The following is a 22,710-nucleotide window of genomic DNA, read 5'->3' as shown; positions in this document are numbered from 1 at the left end:
GCGCGGTGTTCGGTCGCGCCCGGCGGGGGACCGACCGGTCGTGCTGAGCTTCCTCGGCCGCGAGACGTTCGCGAAAGCCACAGCGCCGCTGGGCAAGGCGCTGGTCAAGACCGGACTGACCCCCGACGCGGTGACCGTTCTCGGCACCACCGCGTCGATCGCGGCCGCGGTCACCCTGTTCCCGAGCGGACATCTGTTCTGGGGAACCATGGTGATCTGGTTGTTCGTCATGTTCGACATGCTCGACGGCGCGATGGCGCGGGCGAGGGGCGGCGGCACCCGCTACGGCGCGGTCCTCGACGCGACCTGCGACCGGCTCGCCGACGGCGCGATCTTCGGCGGGCTGGCCTGGTGGGCGGTCTACCACGAGAACAATCGAGCGCTGCTGTTCGCGACGCTGGTGGTGCTGGTGACCTCGCAGGTCATCTCGTATGCCAAGGCGCGCGCGGAGGCCAGCGGGCTCTCCGCCGACGGCGGCCTGATCGAGCGGCCCGACCGGCTCGTGATCGTGCTCGTCGGCGCCGGTTTCACCGGTATCGGGGGATACTGGGATATCGAATGGCTCACCTGGGCCGTCCACGTGGCGATGTGGGTTCTGGCCGTGCTGAGCATCGTGACGGTGGTGCAGCGGATTTCGGCGGTGCGCCGCTCGCACGGCGCCCGCGAGCTGATCGCGCCCGCACCGCCGCCGAGTGCGAGCAGCGGCGCCGGGCAGGCGGACCGGCCGTCGTGAGAGCGCCGGGGATCGGTGTGACGGGAGGTCGCGGGGGATGAGCGGATTCGGTCCGGCCGTGGCCGATCGCGGGTACGCGGCGGGCTGGCGACTGGTGCGGGCGCTGCCCGAGCCGACGGCGCGCAAACTCTTCGACTTCGGCGCCGACCGGATGGTGCGCAAGGGCGGTCCGGCGCAGTTGCGGCGCAATCTGGCCAGGGTGCTCGGCATCGCGCCGGAGGCGGTGCCCGCGGAGTTGATGCGCGCGAGTATGCGCTCCTACGCCCGGTACTGGCGTGAGGCGTTCCGGTTGCCGTCGATGGATCACAGCAAGATCGACTATCACGTGGACGGGCTCGCTCACCTGGACGACGCATTGGCCGCGGGGCGCGGTGTGCTGCTCGTGCTGCCGCATTCCGGGAACTGGGATATGGCGGGAGTCTGGTTGGTCCAGCACTACCGAGGTTTCTCGACGGTGATGGAACGGTTGAAGCCGGAATCGCTGTTCGATCGTTTCGTCGCCTACCGGGAAAGTCTCGGCTTCGAGGTGTTCGCGCTGACCGGCGGCGCGCAACCGCCGTTCCCGCAGTTGGCCGCACGCCTGCGCGACAACGGAATCGTCTGCCTGATGGGTGAGCGCGATCTCACCGGTCGCGGTGTGCCGGTCACCTTCTTCGGCGAACGCACCTGGATGCCCGCCGGTGCGGCGAAATTGGCGATCGAGACCGGCGCGGCATTGCTGCCGGTCCACGCGTGGTTCACCGGCGAGTCCGGCGGCCGCGAGAACTGGGGTCTGAAGGTCGAGCCCGCGATCGACGTGTCCGTCGGCGTCGGTGCGGCCACGCAGGCGCTCGCGGACGCGTTCGCGGCGAATATCGCCCGGTATCCGCAGGATTGGCACATGCTGCAACCGCTGTGGGAGTCCGATCTGTCCGACGCGCGGCGCGCGCGCATCGCGGCGGCGCGGAGCCGGATCGAGAACGGGCCGGTCGGTGCGGCGGGAGAGGGGACGCCGTGAAGATAGGCATGGTCTGCCCGTACTCCTTCGACGTCCCCGGCGGCGTCCAGGCCCACGTGGTGGAACTGGCCAGGGTGTTCATCGAACGCGGCCACAAGGTCAGCGTGCTCGCGCCCGCGTCGGAGGGGACGCCGCTGCCGGATTTCGTCGTCTCGGCCGGGCGGGCCGTGGCGATTCCCTACAACGGGTCGGTGGCGCGGCTGTCCTTCGGCCCCATGTCCTACGCCAGGATCCGGCGTTGGATCGACGGCAACGACTTCGACGTGCTGCACATCCACGAGCCGAACGCGCCGAGCCTGTCGATGCTCGCGCTGAAGATCGCCGAGGGGCCGATCGTGGCCACCTTCCACACCTCGACCACCAAATCACTGGTGCTCAGCACCTTCCAGGGTGTGCTGCGGCCCTATCACGAGAAGATCAGCGGCCGGATAGCGGTGTCCGAGCTCGCGCGGCGCTGGCAGGTTGAGGCGCTGGGCTCGGACGCGGTGGAGATTCCGAACGGGGTCGACGTGCCCGCGTTCGCGCGAGCGCCGAAGCTGCCCGGCTATCCGCGCGCTGGTCGCTCGGTGTTGTTCCTCGGGCGCTACGACGAACCGCGCAAGGGGATGGCGGTGCTGCTCGGCGCGCTGCCCGAATTGGTGCGCAGGCATCCCGAACTCGAGGTGCTGATCGTCGGTCGCGGCGACGAGGAGCGGTTGCGCCGCGAGGCCGGTCCGCTGGCACGGCACCTGCGCTTGCTCGGCCAGGTCTCCGACGCGGAGAAGGCGTCCGCGATGCGCAGCGCCGACGTGTACGTGGCGCCCAATCTCGGTGGTGAGAGCTTCGGCATCATCCTGATCGAGGCGATGGCCGCCGCGACGCCGGTGGTCGCCAGCGAACTGGACGCGTTTCGCCGAGTGCTGCGCGACGGAACGGCGGGAGTGCTTGTGCCGGTGGGGGATTCGACGGCGCTGGCGGAGGCCGTCGACAGCGTGCTCTCCGACGAGCGGCGCCGCGCCGAACTGGTGCGCACCGCGACGCGGGTGGTCGGCGAATACGACTGGCCGGTGGTGGCCGAGCAGATCCTGCGGGTCTACGAGACGGTCACCGTAGGCGACGTGCGGGTGCGGGCGGCCGGATGATCACGTTCTCCGCGACCACGGTCCTCGTCCTCGCGCTGATCGCGGCGGTGATCGTCGCCATCGGCATGTGGGCGTACTCGACCGCGAACCGACTCGACCGGTTGCATGTGCGCTCGGACCAGTCCTGGCACGCGCTGGAAGCAGCGCTGGCGCGGCGCGCGGTGGTGGCGCGCGCGGTGGCCATGGCGATCGCGGGACCGGTCTCCGACGCGCAGGTGGCCGAGCAGGCCAAACGACTCACGACGCTGGCCGATCGGGCCGAACGGGCCGAGCGGGCGGAACGCGAGACCACGGAGAACCAGCTGTCGGTGGCGCTCTCGGCGGTCGATATCGCGCAGTTGCGTCCACAGTTGGTGGCCGAGCTGGCCGATGCCGAGGCAAGGGTGCTGATCGCGCGCCGCTTCCACAACGACGCCGTGCGCGACACCCTCGCCCTGCGCACCCGCCGACCGGTGCGCGTGCTGCATCTGGGCGGAACCGCGCCGCTGCCAACGTATTTCGAGATCACCGAGCGGGTGACCCCGGCCGCGTCGACGGGGTTGGCCGTCGACACCACCCGCACCTCGGCCAGGGTGGTGCTGCTCGACGAACGCGACCGGGTGCTGCTGATGCGCGGTCACGATCCGCGCAATCCCGACCTGTCCTTCTGGTTCACCATCGGCGGCGGTGTCGAGCCGGGGGAGAGCCTGCGCGGCGCGGCGGTGCGGGAGCTGTGGGAGGAGACCGGGCACACCGCCGATCCCGAGACCTTGCGCGGTCCGGTGTGGCGCCGGGTCGCGGTGTTCCCGTTCGACGGCGAGCTGATTCGTTCCGAGGAACTGTTCTTCGTGCTGCGGGTGCCCGCTTTCGAACCGCGCGCGGGCAATCGGACGGCGGTGGAGCGGCGTTCCATCACCGGGCACCGCTGGTGCGAGTCGGCCGATATCAGGGAGCTCGACGCGTCGGGGGAGACCGTCTACCCCTATCACCTCGACGAGTTGTTGGCCGAGGCCGTCGCGGTGGCGTCGGGGGGCGCGGAACCCGAGGTCCGTTCGATTCGGTGAGCGTCCGCGCCGTCGAGAGCCGCGGCCGGATCACTGTGATGTGTTTCACCTTCGTGCTAGCTTCGTGACTGGATCGTGGTCGCGCGGGTAGCCATGGGAACAGGGTGAACCCGGATCGTCCGGCATCGGCGGGCTTCGTCCGTGCCGGTGGATCCCGTGAGGTGTGGAGGTAGCCAGTTCATGTCGTATCTGCTGTTCGATTTCCTGTTGCCGATACTCGGTCCCGCGCAGGCGCAGTACTGGGCCGAATTGCTGGTCGTCGCGCCGCTCTGATCCGGTCCTCGGATCGCGCGAATCCGCTGCCGGGCACGCGTATTCGCTCCGCGATTGCGGGGGGCCGGTGTGGCGGGCGTCACCATGGTGAGGTGACGCGCCGCACGCATCGCGTCGTTCGTCGGAGTGACGCGCGTCTCGGTCGCCGATTCGACCAGACCAGTGGTGCTCGACTGGCTATCAAGTGGCCTTTCGAGCGCGCCTAGACTTGGGGGTCGATTTCCGACCAGCGACCCGATTGGCGCCGATGACCCAGGAGTTTGCCGTGACCACGCCCGAAACCACCACCACCGTCGGTACCGCGCGCGTCAAGCGCGGCATGGCCGAGATGCTCAAGGGCGGTGTGATCATGGACGTGGTCACCCCCGACCAGGCCAAGATCGCCGAGGACGCGGGCGCGGTCGCGGTGATGGCCCTCGAGCGGGTGCCCGCCGACATCCGCGCCCAGGGCGGCGTGTCGAGGATGAGCGACCCGGACATGATCGACGGCATCATCGCCGCGGTGTCCATCCCGGTGATGGCCAAGGCAAGGATCGGCCACTTCGTCGAGGCCCGCATCCTGCAGAGCCTCGGCGTCGACTACGTCGACGAGTCCGAGGTGCTCACCCCCGCCGACTACGCCAACCACATCGACAAGTGGAGCTTCACGGTGCCCTTCGTGTGCGGCGCCACCAACCTCGGCGAGGCGCTACGGCGAATCACCGAGGGCGCGGCCATGATTCGGTCCAAGGGTGAGGCAGGCACCGGCGACGTCTCCAACGCCACCACGCACATGCGCAACATCCGTCAGGAGATCGCCCGCCTGACCGCGCTGCCCGCCGACGAACTGTACGTCGCGGCGAAGGAATTGCAGGCGCCCTACGAACTGGTCCGCGAGGTCGCCGAAACCGGCAAGCTCCCGGTGGTCCTGTTCACCGCGGGCGGTATCGCGACCCCCGCCGACGCCGCGATGATGATGCAACTCGGCGCCGAGGGCGTTTTCGTCGGCTCCGGAATCTTCAAGTCCGGCAACCCCGCCGAGCGCGCCGCGGCCATCGTCAAGGCCACCACCTTCCACGACGATCCCGATGTGCTCGCCAAGGTCTCGCGCGGCCTCGGCGAGGCGATGGTCGGCATCAACGTCGAGGACATTGCCCAGCCGCACCGCCTCGCCGAACGCGGCTGGTGAACAAGGTGATCGGGGTCATGCCGCCCTTATAGCGGCGTGACCTCTTGACCCTGATGGTTCGCCTGCCGGGGACCGCCGTGCCGACGAGGATCGCCGCATTCGCCCCGGCGGACGACGATCGGCATCACTCTCTACCCGGTCACGCCCTGGCCGAGGTCTGTATCCGGGTGCCCGATCGCGCGGCCGGTCGGGGTGTGGCCGCCGTGCCCGCGGCGAAGTTCTTCGGGCCGGCTCACAGCGGCCTTACTGTTCCCACAGAACGCCTGCATAACTTCGGCGTTCGTGGCCGTGGCCGTCGAGGGACGGCGCCGGGTGATTCCGGTTCGGCACGAACGAAAAGGACGAGCAGGTGCAGCTTTCCAGGTCAGGACGTCTCGTGGTGGCGGGGGTCGCGGTGGTCGCCGCGTTGGGTCTCACCGCGTGTGGCGGCGGTGACGATTCGAAGGAGGCGAAGCCGGCTCGCGTGCCGTCCAGTGCCAGGGCCGGGGCGAATCTGCCCGCGGTCCCGTCCTCGGCGCAGCTCGACGCGGACTTCCAGAAGGCGATCGATCCGAGTGTGCCCGCGGCGGAGAAGTTGGAGATGGTGCAGGGCGTCGACGCCGATCCCGACCTGCCGAATCGGCTCGCCGAGGCGTACAAGAGCGCGGGCGCGAGCGTGGTCATCACCGATGTGACGGCCTTCGGCGACACCCTCAACGCCAAGGCGAAGGTGACGCTGAACGGTCAGGAGAACATCGCCGACGTGCCTTTCGTCGCCGAGAACGGCCGGTGGAAGGTGCAGAAGGCGTGGGCCTGCCAGATACTGACGACACTGGGGCAGCAGTCGGTCGCCTGCGCCTGAGGTGACGCGGCACGGCCGCCGATGCGCGCACCGTCGTGGTGCGAGAGGGTTCGCGTCGGCGGCCTGTGCCGTATCGGTTTGCGGCCGTACCGCATTGAATTTGCGGCCGTACCGCATTGAGGCCGCGCGCGCCGAGCGGTACGTGTCGGATGGAATTCAGCGCTCGATGATCAGCGGAGCAGGCACGATCCGTCGATGCGCGCACCGTGGTGGTGCGGGATGGTTCGCGTCGGCGACCTGTGCCGTATCCGCCCCGCGGCAGGTGCGCGGTCGCGCTTTCGAGCTTGGCGATGCGCGCGCTGTATCGCCCTGCGGCCGTGGCGCATCGAGCTCGGACGCATCGCACGGAATCAACGTTCGGACACCAGTAGGGCGGGGCGGTCGGGGTGGTCCCATCGCAGGTGGTAGGTCGGGGTTTCGGGATGCTCGTGCGCGAAAGCCAGGAGCGGGGCGATCGTCCACAGTTCGTCCTCGGTGGTGCGGCGGCGTAGCGCGGACTCCGACATGTCCAGGCGCACAGTGACATCGAAGTCCAGTCCGCGTCCGAGCAGCATCGGTCCCGCGACCACGAGCACCGTGCGGGGATGCGCGGTGCGCACGGGTGTGCGGGCCGAACGGTCGTGGCGTTCGTCCCAGAGCGCGGGCAGCCATCTGTCGTGTGTACGCAGGGCGTCCAGCACCTCTCGGCGCAGCGCGGGGAAATCGAACCACGTGTCGCGGTAGGACATTTCGTCGGTGCGGCCGAATTCCAGGCGCAGCGACGCGGGGCGAACGAAGTCGTGGGTCGAGATCACCTCTGCGGCGCCGCCGCGTTCGCGCACCTCGGCGGCGAGGAGTTCGGCGAGTGCGACCGGGGCGGCGGCGTCGGCGCCGTCCACGGCGATCAGGCGGTGGCCGGCGCGGGCGTCTAGGTCGTCGGCGATGGAGGCGACGAGGCGCTGCGGGGTGATGGCGACGAAGTCGGGCACCGGTCCATCTCAGCAAATCAGATGGAGCCCCGGTCGGTCGGCAAGGTGGCCTCGCCAGTAGCGGTGCGGTCGCCGATCGAGCGGGCGAACGGGGCGAATCCGACGGGTCGGGATAATCTCAGCGCATGGCGACAATCGAAGAGGCGCTCGAGATCGAACGGCTGGAGCGCGACATCTTCCGCGGCGCGTCCCCGAAGACACAGCTTCCGCGCACATTCGGCGGGCAGGTTGCCGGCCAGGCGCTGGTCGCGGCCGTGCGCACCGTCGAGCCGCGCTACCAGGTGCATTCGCTGCACGGATACTTCCTGCGGCCTGGCAATCCCGACCAGCCCACCGTGTATCTGGTGGAACGCATCCGCGACGGGCGATCCTTCTGCACACGTCGGGTCACCGGAGTCCAGGACGGCGCCGCGATCTTCACCATGTCGGCCTCCTTCCACGTCGGCGACCCCGGTCCGCAGCACCAGGACGTGATGCCGGTCGTGCGCCGCGCCGACGAACTGCCCGACGCCCAGACCAGCATGGACCCGGAGCGGCTGTGGGCCATGCGGGAGTGGGAGCACTGGGATATCCGCCCGGTGCCGCAGGAGGAGGTGACGGCGCGCGACGGTGTGGTCGCCAAGCAGCAGGTGTGGTTCCGCTACCGGCACGCCCTGCCCGACGATCCGCTGTTCCACGTCTGCACGCTGGCCTACATGAGCGATATGACACTGCTCGGCTCGTCCAAGGTCATCCACCCCGACGAGCAGACCCAGAACGCGTCCCTCGATCACGCCATGTGGTTCCTGCGGCCGTTCCGCGCCGACGACTGGCTGCTCTACGACCAGTCGTCGCCCTCGGCCGGATTCGGTCGCGCGCTCACCGGCGGCAAGATCTTCGACCGGCGCGGCGCGCTGGTGGCCGCGGTCGTCCAGGAGGGCCTGATCCGCACCTTGCGCGAGGAGTGAGCGCGCCGCGCGGGTGCGTGAGCGGGGCCACAGCGGCGCCGATCGTAGAGTGTGGCCGGTGAACGCATCCCCGACCACCGCCGAACGCGCGCGCCCGGTCGTCGGCGTGCTGGCGCTGCAGGGCGATGTGCGCGAACATCTCGCCGCTCTCACCCGCTGCGGCGCCGAACCGGTGCTGGTGCGCCGCGCCGCCGAACTCGCGGCCGTCGACGGACTCGTGCTGCCCGGCGGCGAATCGACCGCCATCAGCAAGCTGCTCGTCGCGTTCGACCTGCTCGAGCCGCTGCGCGCCCGGTTGCGCGACGGGATGCCCGCCTTCGGGTCCTGCGCGGGCATGATCCTGCTCGCCACGGAAGTGCTCGACACCAGGCCGGACGCCAGGCATCTGTCGGGCATCGATATGACGGTGCGCCGCAATGCCTTCGGACGCCAGGTCGACTCGTTCGAGACCGATCTCGACTTCGCCGGAATCGACGGCGGGCCGATGCGCGCGGTGTTCATCCGCGCGCCGTGGGTCGAGCGCGCGGGCGCGGGCGTCGAAGTCCTGGCGAGGGTGCCGGACGGGCCGAGCGCGGGCCGGATCGTCGCGGTGCGGCAGGGCCGGGTGCTCGCCACCTCCTTCCACCCCGAGGTCACCGGTGATCTGCGGGTGCACGCGATGTTCGTCGACATCGTGCGCGCCGCGCGCGCCGAGGTGGGCTAGCGCGGCCGGACGGTCGGCGAATCCGCGTGGCCCGCGTCCTCTACGCTGGAGGAGTTGTCCGCTCGGCCCGCACGGCGGCGACCCTTCGGGGCCGCACCTGCGCCGCGGGTAACGTACTCACGTCACAACGTGTCACCGACCTGAAGGAAGTAGGGCATGAGCGGCCACTCCAAATGGGCCACCACCAAGCACAAGAAGGCCGCGATCGACGCCAAGCGGGGCAAACTCTTCGCGAAGCTGATCAAGAACATCGAGGTGGCGGCCCGCACGGGTGGCGGTGACCCGGAAGGCAACCCGACGCTGTACGACGCCATCCAGAAGGCGAAGAAGTCGTCGGTCCCCAACGACAACATCGAGCGCGCCCGCAAGCGCGGCGGCGGCGAGGAAGCAGGCGGCGCCGACTGGCAGACGATCATGTACGAGGGGTACGGCCCGAACGGCGTCGCCGTGCTGATCGAATGCCTCACCGACAACCGCAACCGCGCCGCGGGCGAGGTGCGCGTCGCGATGACCCGCAACGGCGGCAATATGGCCGATCCGGGTTCGGTCGCCTACCTGTTCCACCGCAAGGGCATCGTCACCCTGGAGAAGAACGGCCTGTCCGAGGACGACGTGCTGCTCGCGGTGCTCGACGCGGGCGCCGAGGAGGTCAACGACCTCGGCGACACCTTCGAGGTGGTCAGCGAGCCGACCGACCTGATCCCGGTGCGCAAGGCGCTGCAGACCGCGGGCATCGACTACGACTCGGCCGAGTCCGGCTTCCAGCCCTCGGTGAGCGTCCCGGTCGACGTGGACGGCGCGCGCAAGGTCTTCAAGCTGGTCGACGCGCTCGAGGACAGCGACGACGTGCAGAACGTCTACACCAATGTCGACCTGTCCGACGAGGTGCTCGCGCAGCTCGAAGAGGACTGATTCCGAGGTGATCCGGGGGTGGTGCGCCCCCGGATCCGATGGTCACTCGGGGCGCAGGTTCTCGTAGTACGCGCGCATGGCGGGGAAGTAGTCGTCGAAATCGGGTTGTGCGGCGCCCTCGTGCGCGGCGACGAACGCGTCGAGGTAGTACTCCCAGCCCGGTCCGGTGTGCGACACCGATCCCAGGTCGGACTTGTCGAAGTGCTGGGTGAATCGCATGTCGGTGCCGCTGTCGGTTTCGGTGAGTTCGACCTCGAGCCACCACGACCCGTGCTCGTCCACCGCCGAGATCCCAAGTCGCCGTGGCGGTTCGCACGCGTCGACGCGCATGTTCATCCAGGGCTGTTCCTCCTCGTAGGTCATCTGGACTTCGATGGTTCGGCCCGGCCCCGCCTCGCCCTTCCACGGGCCGAACCAGCGCGCGGTGCGCTCGGATTCGGTGAGGCTCGCCCACACGTCGGTGATCGGTGCGCGGAAGCGGCGGGTGATGACGAGGTCGGCGCCCGCCTCGGTGCCGAACAGCCTGCCTGCGGGTGTGCTCATGCGGTGTGCTCCTGTGTCGTGTCCGGTGTGGTGCTGTTCGGCGTGACGGCGCGGCGCTCGCGGCGGGTGCGGTAGACCTCGGTCTCGAACGCGTCGAGGCGCGCGGACCACGGCTCGCGCCCGCGTACCCGGCCGATCCACGCGAGGAGTTCGGCGAGCGGTTCGGCGTCGAGCACGTAGTAGCGCTCCCTGCCGCGCACCTCGTCGCGGACGAGCCCGCATTCGCGCAGCACGCGCAGATGCCTGCTGATCGCGGGCCTGCTGATGTCGAACCGGCTCGCGATCTCGCCCGCGGTGAGCCGCCGCCCGTGCAGCAATTCCATGATCTGCCGCCGCACAGGGTCCGAGATCGCGCCCGCCACGTCGTCCACGTCAGAAGCGTAACTACATGGTTACGTATTTGTCCAGGCGGGCACGCCCACCGGAGAATGGGGTCATGGTCAGCCTGACGTTGGTGCGCGGTGACATCACCGAGGAAGCGGTCGACGCGGTGGTCAACGCCGCGAACTCGTCGTTGCTCGGCGGCGGGGGCGTCGACGGCGCCATCCATCGCGGGGGCGGTCCCGAGATTCTCGAGCAGTGCCGCGCGCTGCGCGCCGAACGCTATGTCGACGGGCTGCCGACCGGGCACGCGGTGGCGACCACCGCGGGTCGCCTGCCCGCCCGCTGGGTCGTCCACACCGTCGGCCCGGTCTGGTCGCGCACCGAGGACCGCTCGGCGGACCTGATCGCCTGCTATCGCGAATCCCTGCGCGTCGCCGACGAATTGGGTGCGCGCACGGTCGCTTTCCCGGCCATCTCGACCGGGATATACGGCTGGCCCATCGACGACGGCGCACGCATCGCGGTCGGCACCGTGTCGGCCGCCGTCACCGCCGTCGAAGAGGTGCGGTTCGTGCTCTTCGACGAGATCGCCTACGCGGCCTTCGAGACATCGCTGCGCGACGCGCGCGACCGGTAGCCGAAACCGCGTCCGTTTCCACTAGACTCTCGAACAATTGTTCGTCTCTGCGAGAGGGGTTTGCGTGCGGGTGATGGGCGTCGACCCCGGACTCACCCGGTGCGGCATCGGCATGGTGGACGGCGGGATCGGGCGCAAGGTGACCGCGGTCGATGTCGGGGTGGTGCGCACCCCGCAGGATATGGATCTGGCCAATCGCCTGCTCAGAGTCGCCGATGCCGCCGAGCGGTGGATGGACGCGCACCGACCCGACGCGGTCGCGATCGAGCGGGTCTTCTCCCAGCACAACGTCCGCACCGCGATGGGCACGGCGCAGGCGGGCGGGGTCGTCGCGCTGGCGGCGGCTCGGCGCGGGATCCCGGTGGCCTTCCACACCCCGAGCGAGGTGAAGGCGGCCGTGACCGGGAACGGCTCTGCCGACAAGGCACAGGTCACGGCCATGGTCACGCGGATACTCGGACTCCGGGTCGCGCCGAAACCGGCGGATGCCGCCGATGCGCTGGCCTTGGCGATCTGCCATTGTTGGCGGGCGCCGCTGCTCGACCGGATGGCGAAGGCCGAGGCGCAGGCGGCCGCCGCCCGGGCGCGCTACACCGAGCGGCTGGCCGAACAGCGACGAGCGGGCGGCACGCGAAACAGCGGTGGCGGACAACGGAAGGCGGTGGGCGAGTGATCGCGTCGGTGCGTGGCGAGGTGCTCGAGATCGCGCTCGATCACGTCGTGATCGAGGCGGCGGGCGTCGGCTATCGGCTCAACGCGACCCCGTCCACCTTGGCGACGCTCGCCCGCGGCGAGGAGGCCAGGCTCTACACCGCCATGATCGTGCGCGAGGATTCGATGACCCTCTACGGGTTCGCCGACACCGAGGCGCGCGAGTTGTTCGGACTGCTGCAGACGGTGTCCGGGGTCGGCCCCCGCCTCGCCATGGCCGTCCTCGCGGTTCTGGAACCCGAGGCGCTGCGCAAGGCGTTGGCGGAGAGCAATGTCGCCGCGCTCACCCGGGTGCCAGGCATCGGCAAGCGCGGCGCCGAACGCATGGTGGTCGAACTGCGCGACAAGGTGAATCTGGTGCCGGTGCACTCCGGTCCGCCCGGATCGGCGGCGCCCGCGGTCGCGCCGGTGCGCGATCAGGTGGTCGAGGCGCTCACCGGCCTGAGTTTCCCGCTCAAACAGGCCGAACAGGCCGTCGACAGCGTGCTCGCCGAGAATCCCGCCGCGGGTACTTCCGCCGCGCTGCGCGCCGCGCTCAGCCTGCTCGGTCGCAACCGGTAGGCCGCCGTGGATTTCGACGACGCCGACGAATCACCGGTCACCGCCGGATATCAGCGCTCCGACGGCGAGGTCGAGGCCGGACTGCGCCCGAAATCCCTGGACGACTTCATCGGCCAGCCTCGCGTGCGCGAACAGCTCGCGCTCGTGCTGCGCGGCGCCAAACAGCGCGGCGCAACCCCCGACCACGTCCTGCTGTCCGGCCCGCCCGGACTCGGCAAGACGAGTATGGCCATGATCATCGCGGGCGAACTCGGCACCGCGTTGCGCATCACCTCGGGACCCGCCCTGGAACGCGCGGGCGATCTGGCCGCGATGCTCAGCAATCTGGTCGAGGGCGATGTGCTGTTCATCGACGAGATCCACCGGGTCGCCAGGCCCGCGGAGGAGATGCTGTATCTGGCGATGGAGGACTTCCGGGTCGACGTCGTGGTCGGCAAGGGACCGGGCGCCACCTCGATTCCGCTGGATATCGCGCCGTTCACCCTGGTCGGCGCCACCACGCGCTCGGGCGCGCTGACGGGTCCGCTGCGCGACCGGTTCGGTTTCACCGGTCACATGGACTTCTACGAACCCGACGAGCTACTGCTCATCCTGCAGCGTTCGGCGGGCATTCTCGGCGTCGGCATCGATGTCGAGGCCGCCGCCGAGATCGCGGGCCGTTCCCGCGGCACTCCGCGCATCGCCAACCGCCTGCTGCGCCGGGTCCGCGACTACGCCGAGGTCAAGGCCGACGGGCACATCACCCGCGAGATCGCCTGTGCCGCACTCGTGGTCTACGACGTGGACGCCCTCGGACTCGACCGCCTCGACCGCGCGGTACTCGGCGCGCTGGTGCGCGGCTTCGGCGGGGGACCGGTCGGCGTGTCCACGCTCGCGGTCGCGGTCGGGGAGGAGGCCGCCACCGTGGAGGAGGTGTGCGAACCGTTCCTGGTGCGCGCGGGCATGGTCGCGCGCACCCCGCGCGGACGGGTCGCGACGGCGGCCGCCTGGGAGCATCTCGGACTGGTGCCGCCGCCGGATCTGGTGTTCGGATCCATCGAGGTGCGCGGTCGCGAGCCGCATCCGACACTCGACCTGTTCGACTGATTCGCGTTCGGTCGGCACCGGTTGTGCGGGGCGAAAGTCCGGCCGCGCGGCCGAGTCGGCCGAGGCGGGATAGAGTCGATCGGGTGGCATTGGTCCAGACAGTTCTCGAGCGAGTGCCCGAGCCGTACCGTTCCCAGATGATCCTGCACCGGGAGAAGCTGAAGTTCGCGGCGGTCGGGGCGATCACCTGGTTTATCGATACCGGTGTGGTGTACGCGACGAAGTTGACGGTACTGGGCGAGAAGCCCCTCACCGCAAGACTTCTCGGCGTACTCATCGCCACCGTCGCGTCCTACGTGCTGAACCGGGAGTGGTCCTTCCGCACCCGAGGCGGCAGACAGCGCAGCCACGAGGCCGCCCTGTTCTTCGCCATCAGCGCGCTCGGCATCGGCGTGACGATGCTGCCGCAGGCGATCTCGCTCTACTTGTTCGACATCCGGGTGCCACATGTCGGACCGGTGACTCAGGCCGTCGCGAATTTCATCACCGGCCAGATCCTCGGCGTCCTGCTGGCGATGGTGTTCCGTTTCTGGGCGTTCCGCCGCTACGTGTTCCCCGACGATCTGCAAGAGGCCGAACTGCACAGCATCCAGGGCTGACGGGCGCTCAACGGCGGCGCCCGGCGAATTCGAGTGCGGTGACGACCAGCTCGAGGAACGCCTCGACCTCGTCGCGCTGGTAGCCGCGGGTGCCGACGCGCGCGTCGGTGAAATGCACGGCTCTGACATCGGCCACGGTCAAAGTGCCGGGACCGTCGGCGGCGAGACTGGCGGCGACCAGGTCGAGGAAGGCTTCGACCTCCTCCTCGTGATAGCCGCGCCGTCCGACCGTGGCACTCGAGAACCGCACGCGGTGCACGTCCCGAGGCGTCAGGATCGCCCCGCCGGTGGCGCGGGATTCGCGCACGGGAGCCGGTCGGACGCCGCGCGCGCGGTGCTCCAGTTCGGCGCGGACCCGGTCGAGGAATTCGTCGACCTCGTCGGCCTGATAGCCGCGCGCCCCGAACCGGGGCGACTCGAAGTCGACGCGTCGGATGTCGTCGGCGGTGAGCCCGCTTCCGCCTTCCAGGGTCGAGGCGACGCGTTCGAGGAATTCGTCGACCCGGTCGGCGTCGTATCCGTGATGGCCGACCGACGGCATCGCGAAGTGGATACGGCGGGCGTCCTCGGGCGTCACACGCCACATTGTGTCAGCCGGATCGACTGTGGCCGTGGGGTTCTCCCGGTTTCGTACTGCTCGGTTCCTAGAGAACACTCGGCCCCCACGCGATGAATCGGTTGCTGTGCCCACACAGTAACCGCGACGGCGGTGCGATATCAGCGGTCGCGGATATCCGGCTCGGCGCGCACGCCGTCGATGAGCAGTCGCCGGATGGCCTCGTTGAGCGCTTCGACTCGCGCGGTCTCGGAATTGCGCAGCCCGTGCACGACACCGATCACCAACATGCCGGTGACGGCGCGGGCGGTGTTCCGCGTGTCGAGATCCGCGCGCAGGTAGCCGAGTTCGACCCCGTGTTCCAGGTAGGCGGCGGTGAGGGAGTCGGCGGTGTCGAGCAGCCCATACAGGCGGGCGGTGAGTTCGTCGTCGATGCCGGTGGCGTGGAACAGCAGCAGCTGGGGGACGCGCGGGTCGTCGAGCAGGATGCTGGTCAGCGCGGCGCCGATGCGGTCGGTCTGGGCGCGGTACTGCGCGAGGGTGGTCGCGGCGTCGGGGGCGTTGTCGGTGCCGAGCGCGGTGATGATCCGTTCGGCGAGTTCGTCGATGACGTGGTCGATGATGTCGCGCTTGTTGCTGAAGTACCGGTAGAAGGTGCCGTGGCCGATGCCGAGCCGACCGGCGATGTCGGCGATGCCGGTGGCGTGGTAGCCGCGCTCGGCGAAGCAGGTGAAGGCGGTGTCGATGATGTCCCTGCGCATCTCGGCCTTGCGCCTGTCGGCTCGCGCACCGCCGGTGGTGCGGGACGCCCGCGTCGATGGCTCGGTCACCCCGCCGATGATACAGTCGTCACAAACGGAATGATGTGTCATTCTGTGACAAGCGGTTCATCTTCTGGAGGTTCGGCGTGGCGCCTCGGTACGACGCGGTAATAGTCGGCGCGGGTTTCGGTGGAATCGGCGCGGGCATCGAGCTCGACCGGCTCGGCCTGAGCAATTTCGTGATCCTGGAGCGGGAGGCCGATCTCGGCGGCACCTGGCACGTCAACCGCTATCCCGGCCTTGCCGTCGACATCGCCTCGGTCACCTACTCGTACTCCTTCGAACCGAATCCGTACTGGTCGAGGCTGTTCGCTCCCGGCGCCGAGCTGAAGAAGTACGCCGACCACGTCGCCGACAAATACGGCCTGCGCCGCCGGATGCGCTTCGGCGTCCGCGTCGACGGCGCCCGCTGGGACGAGGCGCTACAGCAGTGGGAGATCGCGCTGGCCGGCAACGAGACCGTGACCGCCCGCTATCTGGTCACCGCCACCGGATTCCTCTCCCAGCCCTACACCCCGCCCTTCCCCGGCATCGACACCTTCGCGGGCCGGATCGTGCACACCACCGCGTGGCCCGACGATCTGGATCTCACCGGTCGCAGGGCGGCCGTCATCGGCACCGGCGCGACCGCGGTGCAGTTGGTGCCCGAACTCGCGCGCGAGGTCGCGGAGCTGACGGTCTTCCAGCGCACCCCGATCTGGGTGGTGCCCAAGGTCGACCTCGCCATCCCGGCCGCCGTGCAGAAGCTGTTCGCGGCGGTGCCCGCCACCCAGAAGGCCGCGCGCGCGGTCAACTCCGGCCTGCTCGAGGCGCTCATGGTGGTCGGGGTGCTGCACTTCCGCCAGGCCAAGCCGCTGAACCGGGCGGTGGGCGTACTCGCCAAAGCGCATCTGCGGGCACAGGTGCGCGACAAGCGGGTTCGCGAACAGCTCACCCCGGACTACGACTTCGGTTGCAAGCGCCCGACCTTCTCCAACCACTACTTCACGGTGTTCAACCGCCCGAACGTGCGCCTGGAGACCGAGTCCATCGACCGCATCGAACCCGACGCCGTGGTCACCACCGACGGGCGGAGGACCGAGATCGACACCCTCGTCCTCGCGACCGGCTTCAACCTGTGGGACGTGAACTTCCCTGCCTTCGAGGTCATCGGCCGCGACGGCGTCGACCTCGGGAAATGGTGGCGCGACAACCGATTCCAGGCGTACGAGGGCATCACGATGCCGAAGTTCCCCAACCTCGTCAGCCTCAACAGCCCCTACGCCTACAGCGGGCTGTCCTACTTCACCACCATCGAGGCCCAGATGAAGCACATGGGCAGGCTGTTCGGCGAGATGCTGCGCCGCGGCGCGCGGACCTTCGAGGTCACCGGCGCGGCCAACGACCGATTCCTCGCCGAGGTCACCGAACGCCTCGACGATTCGGTCTTCTACGGCGGCGACTGCGCGACCGCCCGCAGCTACTATTTCAACCCGCACGGTGAGGCGGCGCTGCTGCGGCCCAACAGCACGATCGGCACGCACCGGCAGGCCGCGCGGTTCCCGCTCGACGACTACACCTTCGACGCCGCTACCGCCGCGCGAACCAGATCCGCCTGACGGGGCGCCCGCGCGCCCCGGTCCCCGGCCCGTTCGAGGGGTGGTCGGGCCGCTCCGGGGCGCGCGGAACCCGACCGCGCCGGGTGCGGGCGTCCCGACCTGCGGGTCGCCGGGGGTGTGCGGGTGTGGCGCCCACGATGTGAACTGGCAGACTGTGTGGGTACCTGTCCATCCCACCCACCGACACTAGGGACTGACTTCGACGATGGAACTCCTGTTTCCGCTGCTGCTGGTAGCCCTGCTCGTGCCGATGTTCCTCGGCGTCCGCCGTCAGAAGCGGGAGGCCGAGAAGGTCTCCTCGATGCAGGAGAGCTTGAAGATCGGCGACGCGGTGACCACCACGTCGGGGCTGTACGGCACCGTGGTCGACCTGGACGACGAGACCGTCGACCTGGAGATCGCCGAGGACGTCGTCACCACCTGGCTGCGGCAGTCCATTCGCGACCTGCGCACCGTCGACGAGTCCGCCGCGGCGCTCGAGCCCGACGCGGAATCCGCGGCGGACGAGTCCGCGACCGATTCGGCCGAGGAGACCCCCGCGCCGAGCGAAACCCGGCTGACCAAGGACTGACCGTCCGATTCGGCACCGCCCGCGCCGCGACCCACCGGCGCCGTCGGCACGCGCGGTCGGGACCGCCGTACTCGCCGTCCGATAGCGGGCGTATCGTCACGCCACCGGGGACGCCGCGGCGACGCGCGCCCGTCAGTTCCATCCTCGACTTCCGCCTCTAGGAGATACGTACTGTGCCACCTTCGCAGGGATCGGCGCATCCGTTCCGGTTGCTCGGCGTCTACGCCGCGCTGCTGGCCGTGATCTACGCACTGGTGTTCTTCACCGGTGACAAGGCCCCGACACCCAAACTCGGCATCGACCTACAGGGTGGCACCCGCGTCACGTTGACCGCGCGCACCCCCGACGGCAGCAAGCCGTCCCAGGACAGCCTGCGCAAGGCGCAGGACATCATCGAGAGCCGCGTCAACGGCCTCGGCGTCTCCGGTTCGGAGGTCCTGATCGACGGCGACAACCTGGTGATCACGGTGCCCGGCGACGACGGTCAGCAGGCGCGGTCGCTGGCGACCACCGCCAAGCTGTACATCCGGCCGGTGCTGAAGTACCAGAACCCGACCGGCGGCGGCGCGAACAACGGAACCGGCGCGTCGCAGGTCCCCACCACCGCGCCACCGACATCTCCTGCCGCACCGCCCGCGGGCGAAGCGCCCGCACCGCCCGCCGACGCGCCGCCGGTGGACGCGCCGCCCGCCGCGGAGGCGCCCGTGCCACCGGTCGGGGAGGCTCCGGCGCCCGTCGCGCCCGTGGCCGAGCCCGCGCCGCAGCCCCGGGTCTTCCCCGCGCAGGCGCCGACCTCGCCGCCCGCCGCTCCCGGCGACAAGGGGCCGTTGACCCCGCAGGAGCAGGCGCAGAAGGAGATCACCGACGCCAAGGCCACCAGGCAGAGCAGCGACCCGACGGTGCAGCAACTCGCGATGGCGACCATCGACTGCGCGAAACCCGATCCGCTGGCGGGCAACGACGACCCGACCCTGCCGCTGGTCACCTGTTCCCTGCCCGGTTCGCAGAACCCCGAGGTGTACCTGCTCGGTCCGAGCCGCATCGACGGCCAGGAGATCAAGGACGCCACCGCGGGCCTGAACTCCCAGCAGGCCAGGCACGAGGTGAACCTGGAGTTCAAGGGCGGCGGCAGCGACGAGTGGGCCAAGCTGACCGGTGAGATGGTCAACCAGCGCGTCGCCTTCGTGCTCGACTCCCGCGTGGTGTCGGCGCCGGTCGTGCAGCAGGGCCCGCAGCAGGGCGGCCGCACCACCATCTCCGGCAGTTTCACCGCCTCCAGCGCCAAGGAGTTGGCGAACACCCTCAAGTACGGTTCGCTGCCGCTGTCGTTCCAGACCTCGGAGGCCGAGACCGTCTCGGCGACCCTCGGGCTCTCCTCGCTGCGCGCGGGCCTGCTCGCGGGCGCGATCGGCCTGATCGTGGTGCTGCTGTACTGCCTGGCCTACTACCGCATGCTCGGCTTCCTCGCGGGCTTCTCGCTGATCGCCTCCGGTGTCGCGGTGTACGGCATCATCGTGTTGCTCGGCCGCTGGATCGGATTCACGCTCGACCTCGCGGGCATCGCCGGTCTGATCATCGGCATCGGCCTGACCGCCGACTCCTTCGTCGTGTTCTTCGAACGCATCAAGGACGAGATGCGCGAGGGCCGCAGTTTCCGTTCCGCGGTGCCGCGCGGATGGGCGCGCGCGCAGCGCACCAACCTCTCGGGCAAGACGGTCAGCCTGATCGCCTCGGTGGTGCTCTACATCCTCGCCGCCGGACAGGTGAAGGGCTTCGCGTTCACCCTCGGCATCACCACCGTGCTCGACGTGATCGTGCTCTACCTCGTCACCGCCCCGCTCATGATGCTGGCCTCGCGGTCGCCGTGGTGGTCCAAGCCCTCGGTGAACGGACTCGGCGCGATGCAACAGATAGCTAGAGAACGCGGTGCAGGCGGCGTTCTGGTGAAGGAGACCTCCCGATGAGCACTCCAACCCTGGAACGCTTCGAGGACGAGCCGGAGCGGGCGAGCGCGCCTCGGCACAGCATCTTCGAACGCCTCTACACCGGCACCGGCGGCTTCGAGATCGTCGGCAAGCGGCGGATGTACTACGCGCTGACCGCGGCCTTCCTGTTGATCTCGCTGCTGAGCATCGCGGTGCGCGGCTTCACCCTCGGCATCGATTTCGCGGGCGGATCGCGCATCAAGCTGCCCGCGGGCGACCATGTCAGCACCCAGAGCGTGGAGGACGTCTACTCCGATACCTTCGGCCACGCGCCGGTCTCGGTGCAGAAGGTCGGGGCAGGTTCGTCGGCGACCATCCAGGTCCGCTCCGACACCCTCGACGCCCAGCAGACCGCGCAATTGCAGAACGCGCTGTTCGACAAGTTCCAGCCGAAGGATTCCAGCGGCACGGTGAGCCGCAACGCCATCAGCATCGCCGAGATCAGCGAGACCTGGGGCAGCCAGATCACCCGACAGGCGCTGATCGCGCTGGTGGTCTTCGTGGTGTTGACGATGATCTACATCGCGATCCGCTTCGAACGCGACATGTCGATCGCGGCGGTCGCCTCGCTGTTCTTCAACCTCATCGTGACGGCCGGGGTGTATTCGCTGGTCGGCTTCGAGGTGACGCCCGCGGCGGTGATCGGCCTGCTCACCATCCTCGGATACGTGCTCTACGACAACGTGGTCGTCTTCGACAAGGTCGAGGAGAACACCAGAGGCGTGCTGCACCTGACCAAGCGCACCTACGCCGAACAGGCGAATCTGGCGGCGAACCAGACTCTCATGCGTTCGATCAACACCACCGTGATCGGCATCCTGCCCATCATCGGCATGCTGGTGATCGCGGTGTGGCTGCTCGGCGTCGGCACGCTGAAGGACCTCGCGCTGGTGCAGCTGGTCGGCATGGTGGTCGGCGCCTATTCCTCGATCTTCTTCGCGGTGCCGGTCCTGGTGTCGATCAAGGAGCGGTTCGGTCCGGTGGCCGCGCACACGAAGAAGGTGCTCGCGCGCCGTTCGGGTGCGGCGTCGGCGCGGGCGCGCGCCGAGGCCGAGCGCCGCGTGACCGCCGCGACCGGCAGGCGTGACGCCGAGGAATCGGGACGGGACCGGTACGAGAGCGCCGCGCCGCGTCCCGGCGCGCGCCCGAGCGGCAAGCGGCACAAGCGCAGACCCTGACGCGGCGACCGCGTGCGCGGTCGGGCACTGAATTCGCGGTGAGCACTCAAACCCAAACGTAGGGAGTCTTCGTTCATGCGACCACGTCCCGGCGCGACGGCGCGTCTGATCGCAGCGGCCGCCGCGGGCATCCTCGCCATCGGCACGGCTGCGGGGTGCTCGTCGGAGAATCAGGTCCCCTCCATCGGCTACGCCGTCGATGTGGCTGTCACCAGCTACAACGGCGGCGCCACCGCGGGCGCCGTCGGCGGTTCCGCGATGGTGTTCAGCCGGGTGCTCACCGGTTTCTTCTACACCGGACCGGACGGTCAGCAGGTCGCCGACACCGACGCGGGCACCGCGAAGGAGGTGCCGGGGGAGGCCCAGACCATCCAGTACCGGCTGAATCCGGACGGCGTCTACTCCGACGGCGTCCCCACCTCCTGCGACGACCTGGTGCTGGCCTGGGCCGCGCGCAGCGGCCGGTTCACCAAACCCGGTGACCGCGGCCAGGTTCCGGCCTTCGACGCGGCGACGACGGCGGGCTACGCCGATATCGAGCGGGTGGATTGCCAGCCGGGTTCCAAGGACGCCACGGTGGTTTTCCGTCCCGACCGGAGGTATACGCCGTGGCGCAACCTGTTCACCGCCGGTGAGCTGATGCCCGCGCACGTCGCGGCGCGCGCGGCGAACGTCCCGAATGTGGTGTCCGCCTTGCAGACCGGCGATCCGGGCGCGGTGCAGCGGCTGGCCGATTTCTGGAACACCGGGTGGAATCTGGGCGAGGGCGATCTCGATGCCTCGCGCTTCCCGTCCTCGGGGCCGTACCGGCTCGAATCCTTCGACGCGAAGGACGGTCTGGTGCTCGTCGCGAACGAACGCTGGTGGGGCAACAAGGCCGAGACCGGGCGGATCGTGGTGTTCGGACGCGCCGCGGATCTGAAGTCGAAGGTCGCCGACAAAGCCGTGAGCGTGCTCGACATCGGTGCGGGATCGGTGCGTGATCTCGATCTCGGCGCCTTCTCCGTCGATACCGTGCCGGGGCGCGGCGCGGAGCAGCTGGTGCTGTCCACGGGCGGCGTGTTCGGCTCGGTGCAGGCCCGTCGCGCGTTCGCGCTGTGCGTGCCGCGCCAGGAACTGTTCGACCGCCTCGGCAAGACACCGGACGCGCCGAGTTCGGGACTGGGGTCCGCGCCCTTGAATTCGCGGTCCGTGCAGCAGGATTCGCTGTTCTACGGTGCGGTCACGGGCGCGGCCGACAAGTACCGAAGCCCCGACGCCTCGGGTGTCACCGCGCAGTTCGCCAGCGCGGGCGTGCCGAATCCGACCGTGCGGATCGGATACCTCGGCCCCGACGAGCGCAGGGCGGCCACCGTGGCCGCCGTGGCCGCGGCCTGCAAACCCGCCGGTGTCACCGTGATCGACGCGGGCGCAGCCGATTTCAGTCCGGCCCAGCTCGCCGAGGGCAAGGTCGACGCCGTACTCGGCAGCACCGCCGCCGCGCCGGGTCCGGCCGGATCGCTCAGCGCGGTCGCCGCCACCGGCGCGTTGCGCACCGGTAGCGGACTCAATTTCGGGAGGTTCGGCAACGGCCGTTACGATGCGATCACCGATCAGCTTGCGGCCGACGACAACTCGGCCGCCCAGCTGGGTCTGCTGACCGAGGCCGAGAACCTGCTGTGGTCGGAGATGCCGAGCATTCCGCTGTTCGCCACCCCGAGGACCATCGGTTTCGCGAACGGCCTGCGCAACGGCATCGCCGGTGCGACGCAGGGTGGCAGCGGCTGGAACATGGATCGCTGGGTGCTGAAGAGGTGACAGGTGTGTGTGGGTGAGTGACCATGGAGAGGTGTCG

General features: G+C 69.5%; 24 protein-coding genes. 19 read left to right on the top strand and 5 right to left on the bottom strand.

Annotated features, from left to right (window positions below; genetic code table 11):
• Positions 1-40 precede the first annotated feature (40 nt).
• The 6 genes from pgsA (at position 41) to IT779_RS01650 (ending at position 6,176) form a co-directional block, all read left to right on the top strand.
• Complete coding sequence (gene pgsA / locus IT779_RS01675; protein WP_196147323.1) at positions 41-733, top strand: phosphatidylinositol phosphate synthase; 693 nt, start codon at positions 41-43, stop codon at positions 731-733.
• A gap of 37 nt (positions 734-770) precedes the next feature.
• Positions 771-1,730 carry a phosphatidylinositol mannoside acyltransferase gene (locus IT779_RS01670; protein WP_196147322.1) on the top strand — a complete coding sequence of 320 codons (960 nt, stop codon included), beginning with the start codon at positions 771-773 and terminating at the stop codon, positions 1,728-1,730.
• Complete coding sequence (locus tag IT779_RS01665) at positions 1,727-2,851, top strand: glycosyltransferase family 4 protein (RefSeq protein ID WP_196147321.1); 1,125 nt, start codon at positions 1,727-1,729, stop codon at positions 2,849-2,851. The genes IT779_RS01670 and IT779_RS01665 overlap by 4 nt, the downstream gene beginning before the upstream one ends.
• Entirely contained in the window at positions 2,851-3,894 is a 1,044-nt protein-coding gene (locus IT779_RS01660) for an NUDIX hydrolase (protein WP_196147752.1), read from the top strand. The genes IT779_RS01665 and IT779_RS01660 overlap by 1 nt, the downstream gene beginning before the upstream one ends.
• Positions 3,895-4,432: 538 nt before the next feature.
• On the top strand, positions 4,433-5,335 hold the full coding sequence (gene pdxS, locus IT779_RS01655; RefSeq protein ID WP_332838606.1) for a pyridoxal 5'-phosphate synthase lyase subunit PdxS: 903 nt from the start codon (positions 4,433-4,435) through the stop codon (positions 5,333-5,335).
• A 349-nt stretch (positions 5,336-5,684) separates the two neighbouring features.
• Positions 5,685-6,176, top strand: a complete 492-nt coding sequence (locus tag IT779_RS01650) for a hypothetical protein (RefSeq protein WP_196147319.1) — start codon at positions 5,685-5,687, stop codon at positions 6,174-6,176.
• Between the two features lie 350 nt (positions 6,177-6,526).
• On the opposite strand, the gene IT779_RS01645 is transcribed toward IT779_RS01650, so the two are convergent.
• Complete coding sequence (locus tag IT779_RS01645; RefSeq protein WP_196147318.1) at positions 6,527-7,144, bottom strand: nucleoside/nucleotide kinase family protein; 618 nt, start codon at positions 7,142-7,144, stop codon at positions 6,527-6,529.
• A 125-nt stretch (positions 7,145-7,269) separates the two neighbouring features.
• Between IT779_RS01645 and IT779_RS01640 the strand changes: the two genes are divergently transcribed.
• From IT779_RS01640 to IT779_RS01630, 3 genes are all read left to right on the top strand, one after another.
• Complete coding sequence (locus IT779_RS01640; protein ID WP_196147317.1) at positions 7,270-8,091, top strand: acyl-CoA thioesterase; 822 nt, start codon at positions 7,270-7,272, stop codon at positions 8,089-8,091.
• Positions 8,092-8,149: 58 nt separating this feature from the next.
• Positions 8,150-8,794: a pyridoxal 5'-phosphate synthase glutaminase subunit PdxT gene (gene pdxT / locus IT779_RS01635; RefSeq protein ID WP_196147316.1), complete on the top strand. Its 645-nt coding sequence runs from the start codon at positions 8,150-8,152 to the stop codon at positions 8,792-8,794.
• 156 nt (positions 8,795-8,950) lie between these two features.
• Positions 8,951-9,706 (top strand): YebC/PmpR family DNA-binding transcriptional regulator, encoded by a 756-nt coding sequence (locus IT779_RS01630; protein ID WP_196147315.1) that lies wholly within the window; start codon positions 8,951-8,953, stop codon positions 9,704-9,706.
• 42 nt (positions 9,707-9,748) lie between these two features.
• Here the strand turns inward: IT779_RS01630 and IT779_RS01625 are convergent, their stop codons facing one another.
• Both IT779_RS01625 and IT779_RS01620 read right to left on the bottom strand, forming a co-directional pair.
• Complete coding sequence (locus IT779_RS01625) at positions 9,749-10,249, bottom strand: SRPBCC family protein (RefSeq protein WP_196147314.1); 501 nt, start codon at positions 10,247-10,249, stop codon at positions 9,749-9,751.
• A complete protein-coding gene (locus IT779_RS01620) occupies positions 10,246-10,620 on the bottom strand; it encodes a metalloregulator ArsR/SmtB family transcription factor (protein ID WP_196147313.1) in 375 nt (124 codons plus the stop codon). Before IT779_RS01620 ends, IT779_RS01625 begins: the two co-directional genes overlap by 4 nt.
• A gap of 65 nt (positions 10,621-10,685) precedes the next feature.
• Between IT779_RS01620 and IT779_RS01615 the strand changes: the two genes are divergently transcribed.
• From IT779_RS01615 to IT779_RS01595, 5 genes are all read left to right on the top strand, one after another.
• A complete protein-coding gene (locus IT779_RS01615; RefSeq protein ID WP_196147312.1) occupies positions 10,686-11,210 on the top strand; it encodes an O-acetyl-ADP-ribose deacetylase in 525 nt (174 codons plus the stop codon).
• A gap of 64 nt (positions 11,211-11,274) precedes the next feature.
• Positions 11,275-11,883, top strand: coding sequence for a crossover junction endodeoxyribonuclease RuvC (gene ruvC, locus IT779_RS01610; protein ID WP_196147311.1), 609 nt, complete (start codon positions 11,275-11,277; stop codon positions 11,881-11,883).
• Positions 11,880-12,482, top strand: coding sequence for a Holliday junction branch migration protein RuvA (gene ruvA, locus IT779_RS01605; RefSeq protein WP_196147310.1), 603 nt, complete (start codon positions 11,880-11,882; stop codon positions 12,480-12,482). Before ruvC ends, ruvA begins: the two co-directional genes overlap by 4 nt.
• A gap of 6 nt (positions 12,483-12,488) precedes the next feature.
• Positions 12,489-13,568, top strand: coding sequence for a Holliday junction branch migration DNA helicase RuvB (ruvB, locus tag IT779_RS01600; protein WP_196147309.1), 1,080 nt, complete (start codon positions 12,489-12,491; stop codon positions 13,566-13,568).
• Between the two features lie 83 nt (positions 13,569-13,651).
• Positions 13,652-14,167, top strand: coding sequence for a GtrA family protein (locus tag IT779_RS01595; RefSeq protein WP_332838605.1), 516 nt, complete (start codon positions 13,652-13,654; stop codon positions 14,165-14,167).
• Positions 14,168-14,174: 7 nt separating this feature from the next.
• On the opposite strand, the gene IT779_RS38410 is transcribed toward IT779_RS01595, so the two are convergent.
• On the bottom strand, positions 14,175-14,753 hold the full coding sequence (locus IT779_RS38410) for a DivIVA domain-containing protein (protein WP_196147308.1): 579 nt from the start codon (positions 14,751-14,753) through the stop codon (positions 14,175-14,177).
• Between the two features lie 131 nt (positions 14,754-14,884).
• Positions 14,885-15,484: a TetR/AcrR family transcriptional regulator gene (locus IT779_RS01585; protein ID WP_232541404.1), complete on the bottom strand. Its 600-nt coding sequence runs from the start codon at positions 15,482-15,484 to the stop codon at positions 14,885-14,887.
• Positions 15,485-15,630: 146 nt separating this feature from the next.
• On the opposite strand from IT779_RS01585, the gene IT779_RS01580 reads away from it, so the two are divergent.
• From IT779_RS01580 to IT779_RS01560, 5 genes are all read left to right on the top strand, one after another.
• Entirely contained in the window at positions 15,631-17,142 is a 1,512-nt protein-coding gene (locus tag IT779_RS01580) for a flavin-containing monooxygenase (protein ID WP_196147306.1), read from the top strand.
• A 205-nt stretch (positions 17,143-17,347) separates the two neighbouring features.
• Positions 17,348-17,713, top strand: coding sequence for a preprotein translocase subunit YajC (yajC, locus tag IT779_RS01575; RefSeq protein WP_196147305.1), 366 nt, complete (start codon positions 17,348-17,350; stop codon positions 17,711-17,713).
• Positions 17,714-17,886: 173 nt separating this feature from the next.
• Entirely contained in the window at positions 17,887-19,677 is a 1,791-nt protein-coding gene (gene secD, locus IT779_RS01570) for a protein translocase subunit SecD (RefSeq protein WP_196147304.1), read from the top strand.
• A complete protein-coding gene (secF, locus tag IT779_RS01565) occupies positions 19,674-20,876 on the top strand; it encodes a protein translocase subunit SecF (RefSeq protein WP_196147303.1) in 1,203 nt (400 codons plus the stop codon). Before secD ends, secF begins: the two co-directional genes overlap by 4 nt.
• 75 nt (positions 20,877-20,951) lie before the next feature.
• Positions 20,952-22,673, top strand: coding sequence for an ABC transporter substrate-binding protein (locus IT779_RS01560; RefSeq protein ID WP_196147302.1), 1,722 nt, complete (start codon positions 20,952-20,954; stop codon positions 22,671-22,673).
• The last annotated feature ends 37 nt before the right edge of the window (positions 22,674-22,710 follow it).

This window comes from Nocardia bovistercoris (assembly GCF_015674855.1).
In the GTDB taxonomy this organism is placed as follows: domain Bacteria; phylum Actinomycetota; class Actinomycetes; order Mycobacteriales; family Mycobacteriaceae; genus Nocardia; species Nocardia bovistercoris.
This window is presented reverse-complemented; position numbering and strand designations above follow the sequence as displayed.

What these genes read in the sequence shown, in the direction of transcription:
- IT779_RS01670 (WP_196147322.1), top strand. Translation starts at nt 771, where the DNA reads ATGAGCGGATTCGGTCCGGCCGTGGCCGATCGCGGGTACGCGGCGGGC.
- IT779_RS01640 (WP_196147317.1), top strand. Translation starts at nt 7,270, where the DNA reads ATGGCGACAATCGAAGAGGCGCTCGAGATCGAACGGCTGGAGCGCGAC.
- IT779_RS01630 (WP_196147315.1), top strand. Translation starts at nt 8,951, where the DNA reads ATGAGCGGCCACTCCAAATGGGCCACCACCAAGCACAAGAAGGCCGCG.
- IT779_RS01625 (WP_196147314.1), bottom strand. Translation starts at nt 10,249, where the DNA reads ATGAGCACACCCGCAGGCAGGCTGTTCGGCACCGAGGCGGGCGCCGAC.
- IT779_RS01615 (WP_196147312.1), top strand. Translation starts at nt 10,686, where the DNA reads ATGGTCAGCCTGACGTTGGTGCGCGGTGACATCACCGAGGAAGCGGTC.
- IT779_RS38410 (WP_196147308.1), bottom strand. Translation starts at nt 14,753, where the DNA reads ATGTGGCGTGTGACGCCCGAGGACGCCCGCCGTATCCACTTCGCGATG.
- IT779_RS01585 (WP_232541404.1), bottom strand. Translation starts at nt 15,484, where the DNA reads ATGCGCAGGGACATCATCGACACCGCCTTCACCTGCTTCGCCGAGCGC.
- yajC (WP_196147305.1), top strand. Translation starts at nt 17,348, where the DNA reads ATGGAACTCCTGTTTCCGCTGCTGCTGGTAGCCCTGCTCGTGCCGATG.
- secF (WP_196147303.1), top strand. Translation starts at nt 19,674, where the DNA reads ATGAGCACTCCAACCCTGGAACGCTTCGAGGACGAGCCGGAGCGGGCG.
- IT779_RS01560 (WP_196147302.1), top strand. Translation starts at nt 20,952, where the DNA reads ATGCGACCACGTCCCGGCGCGACGGCGCGTCTGATCGCAGCGGCCGCC.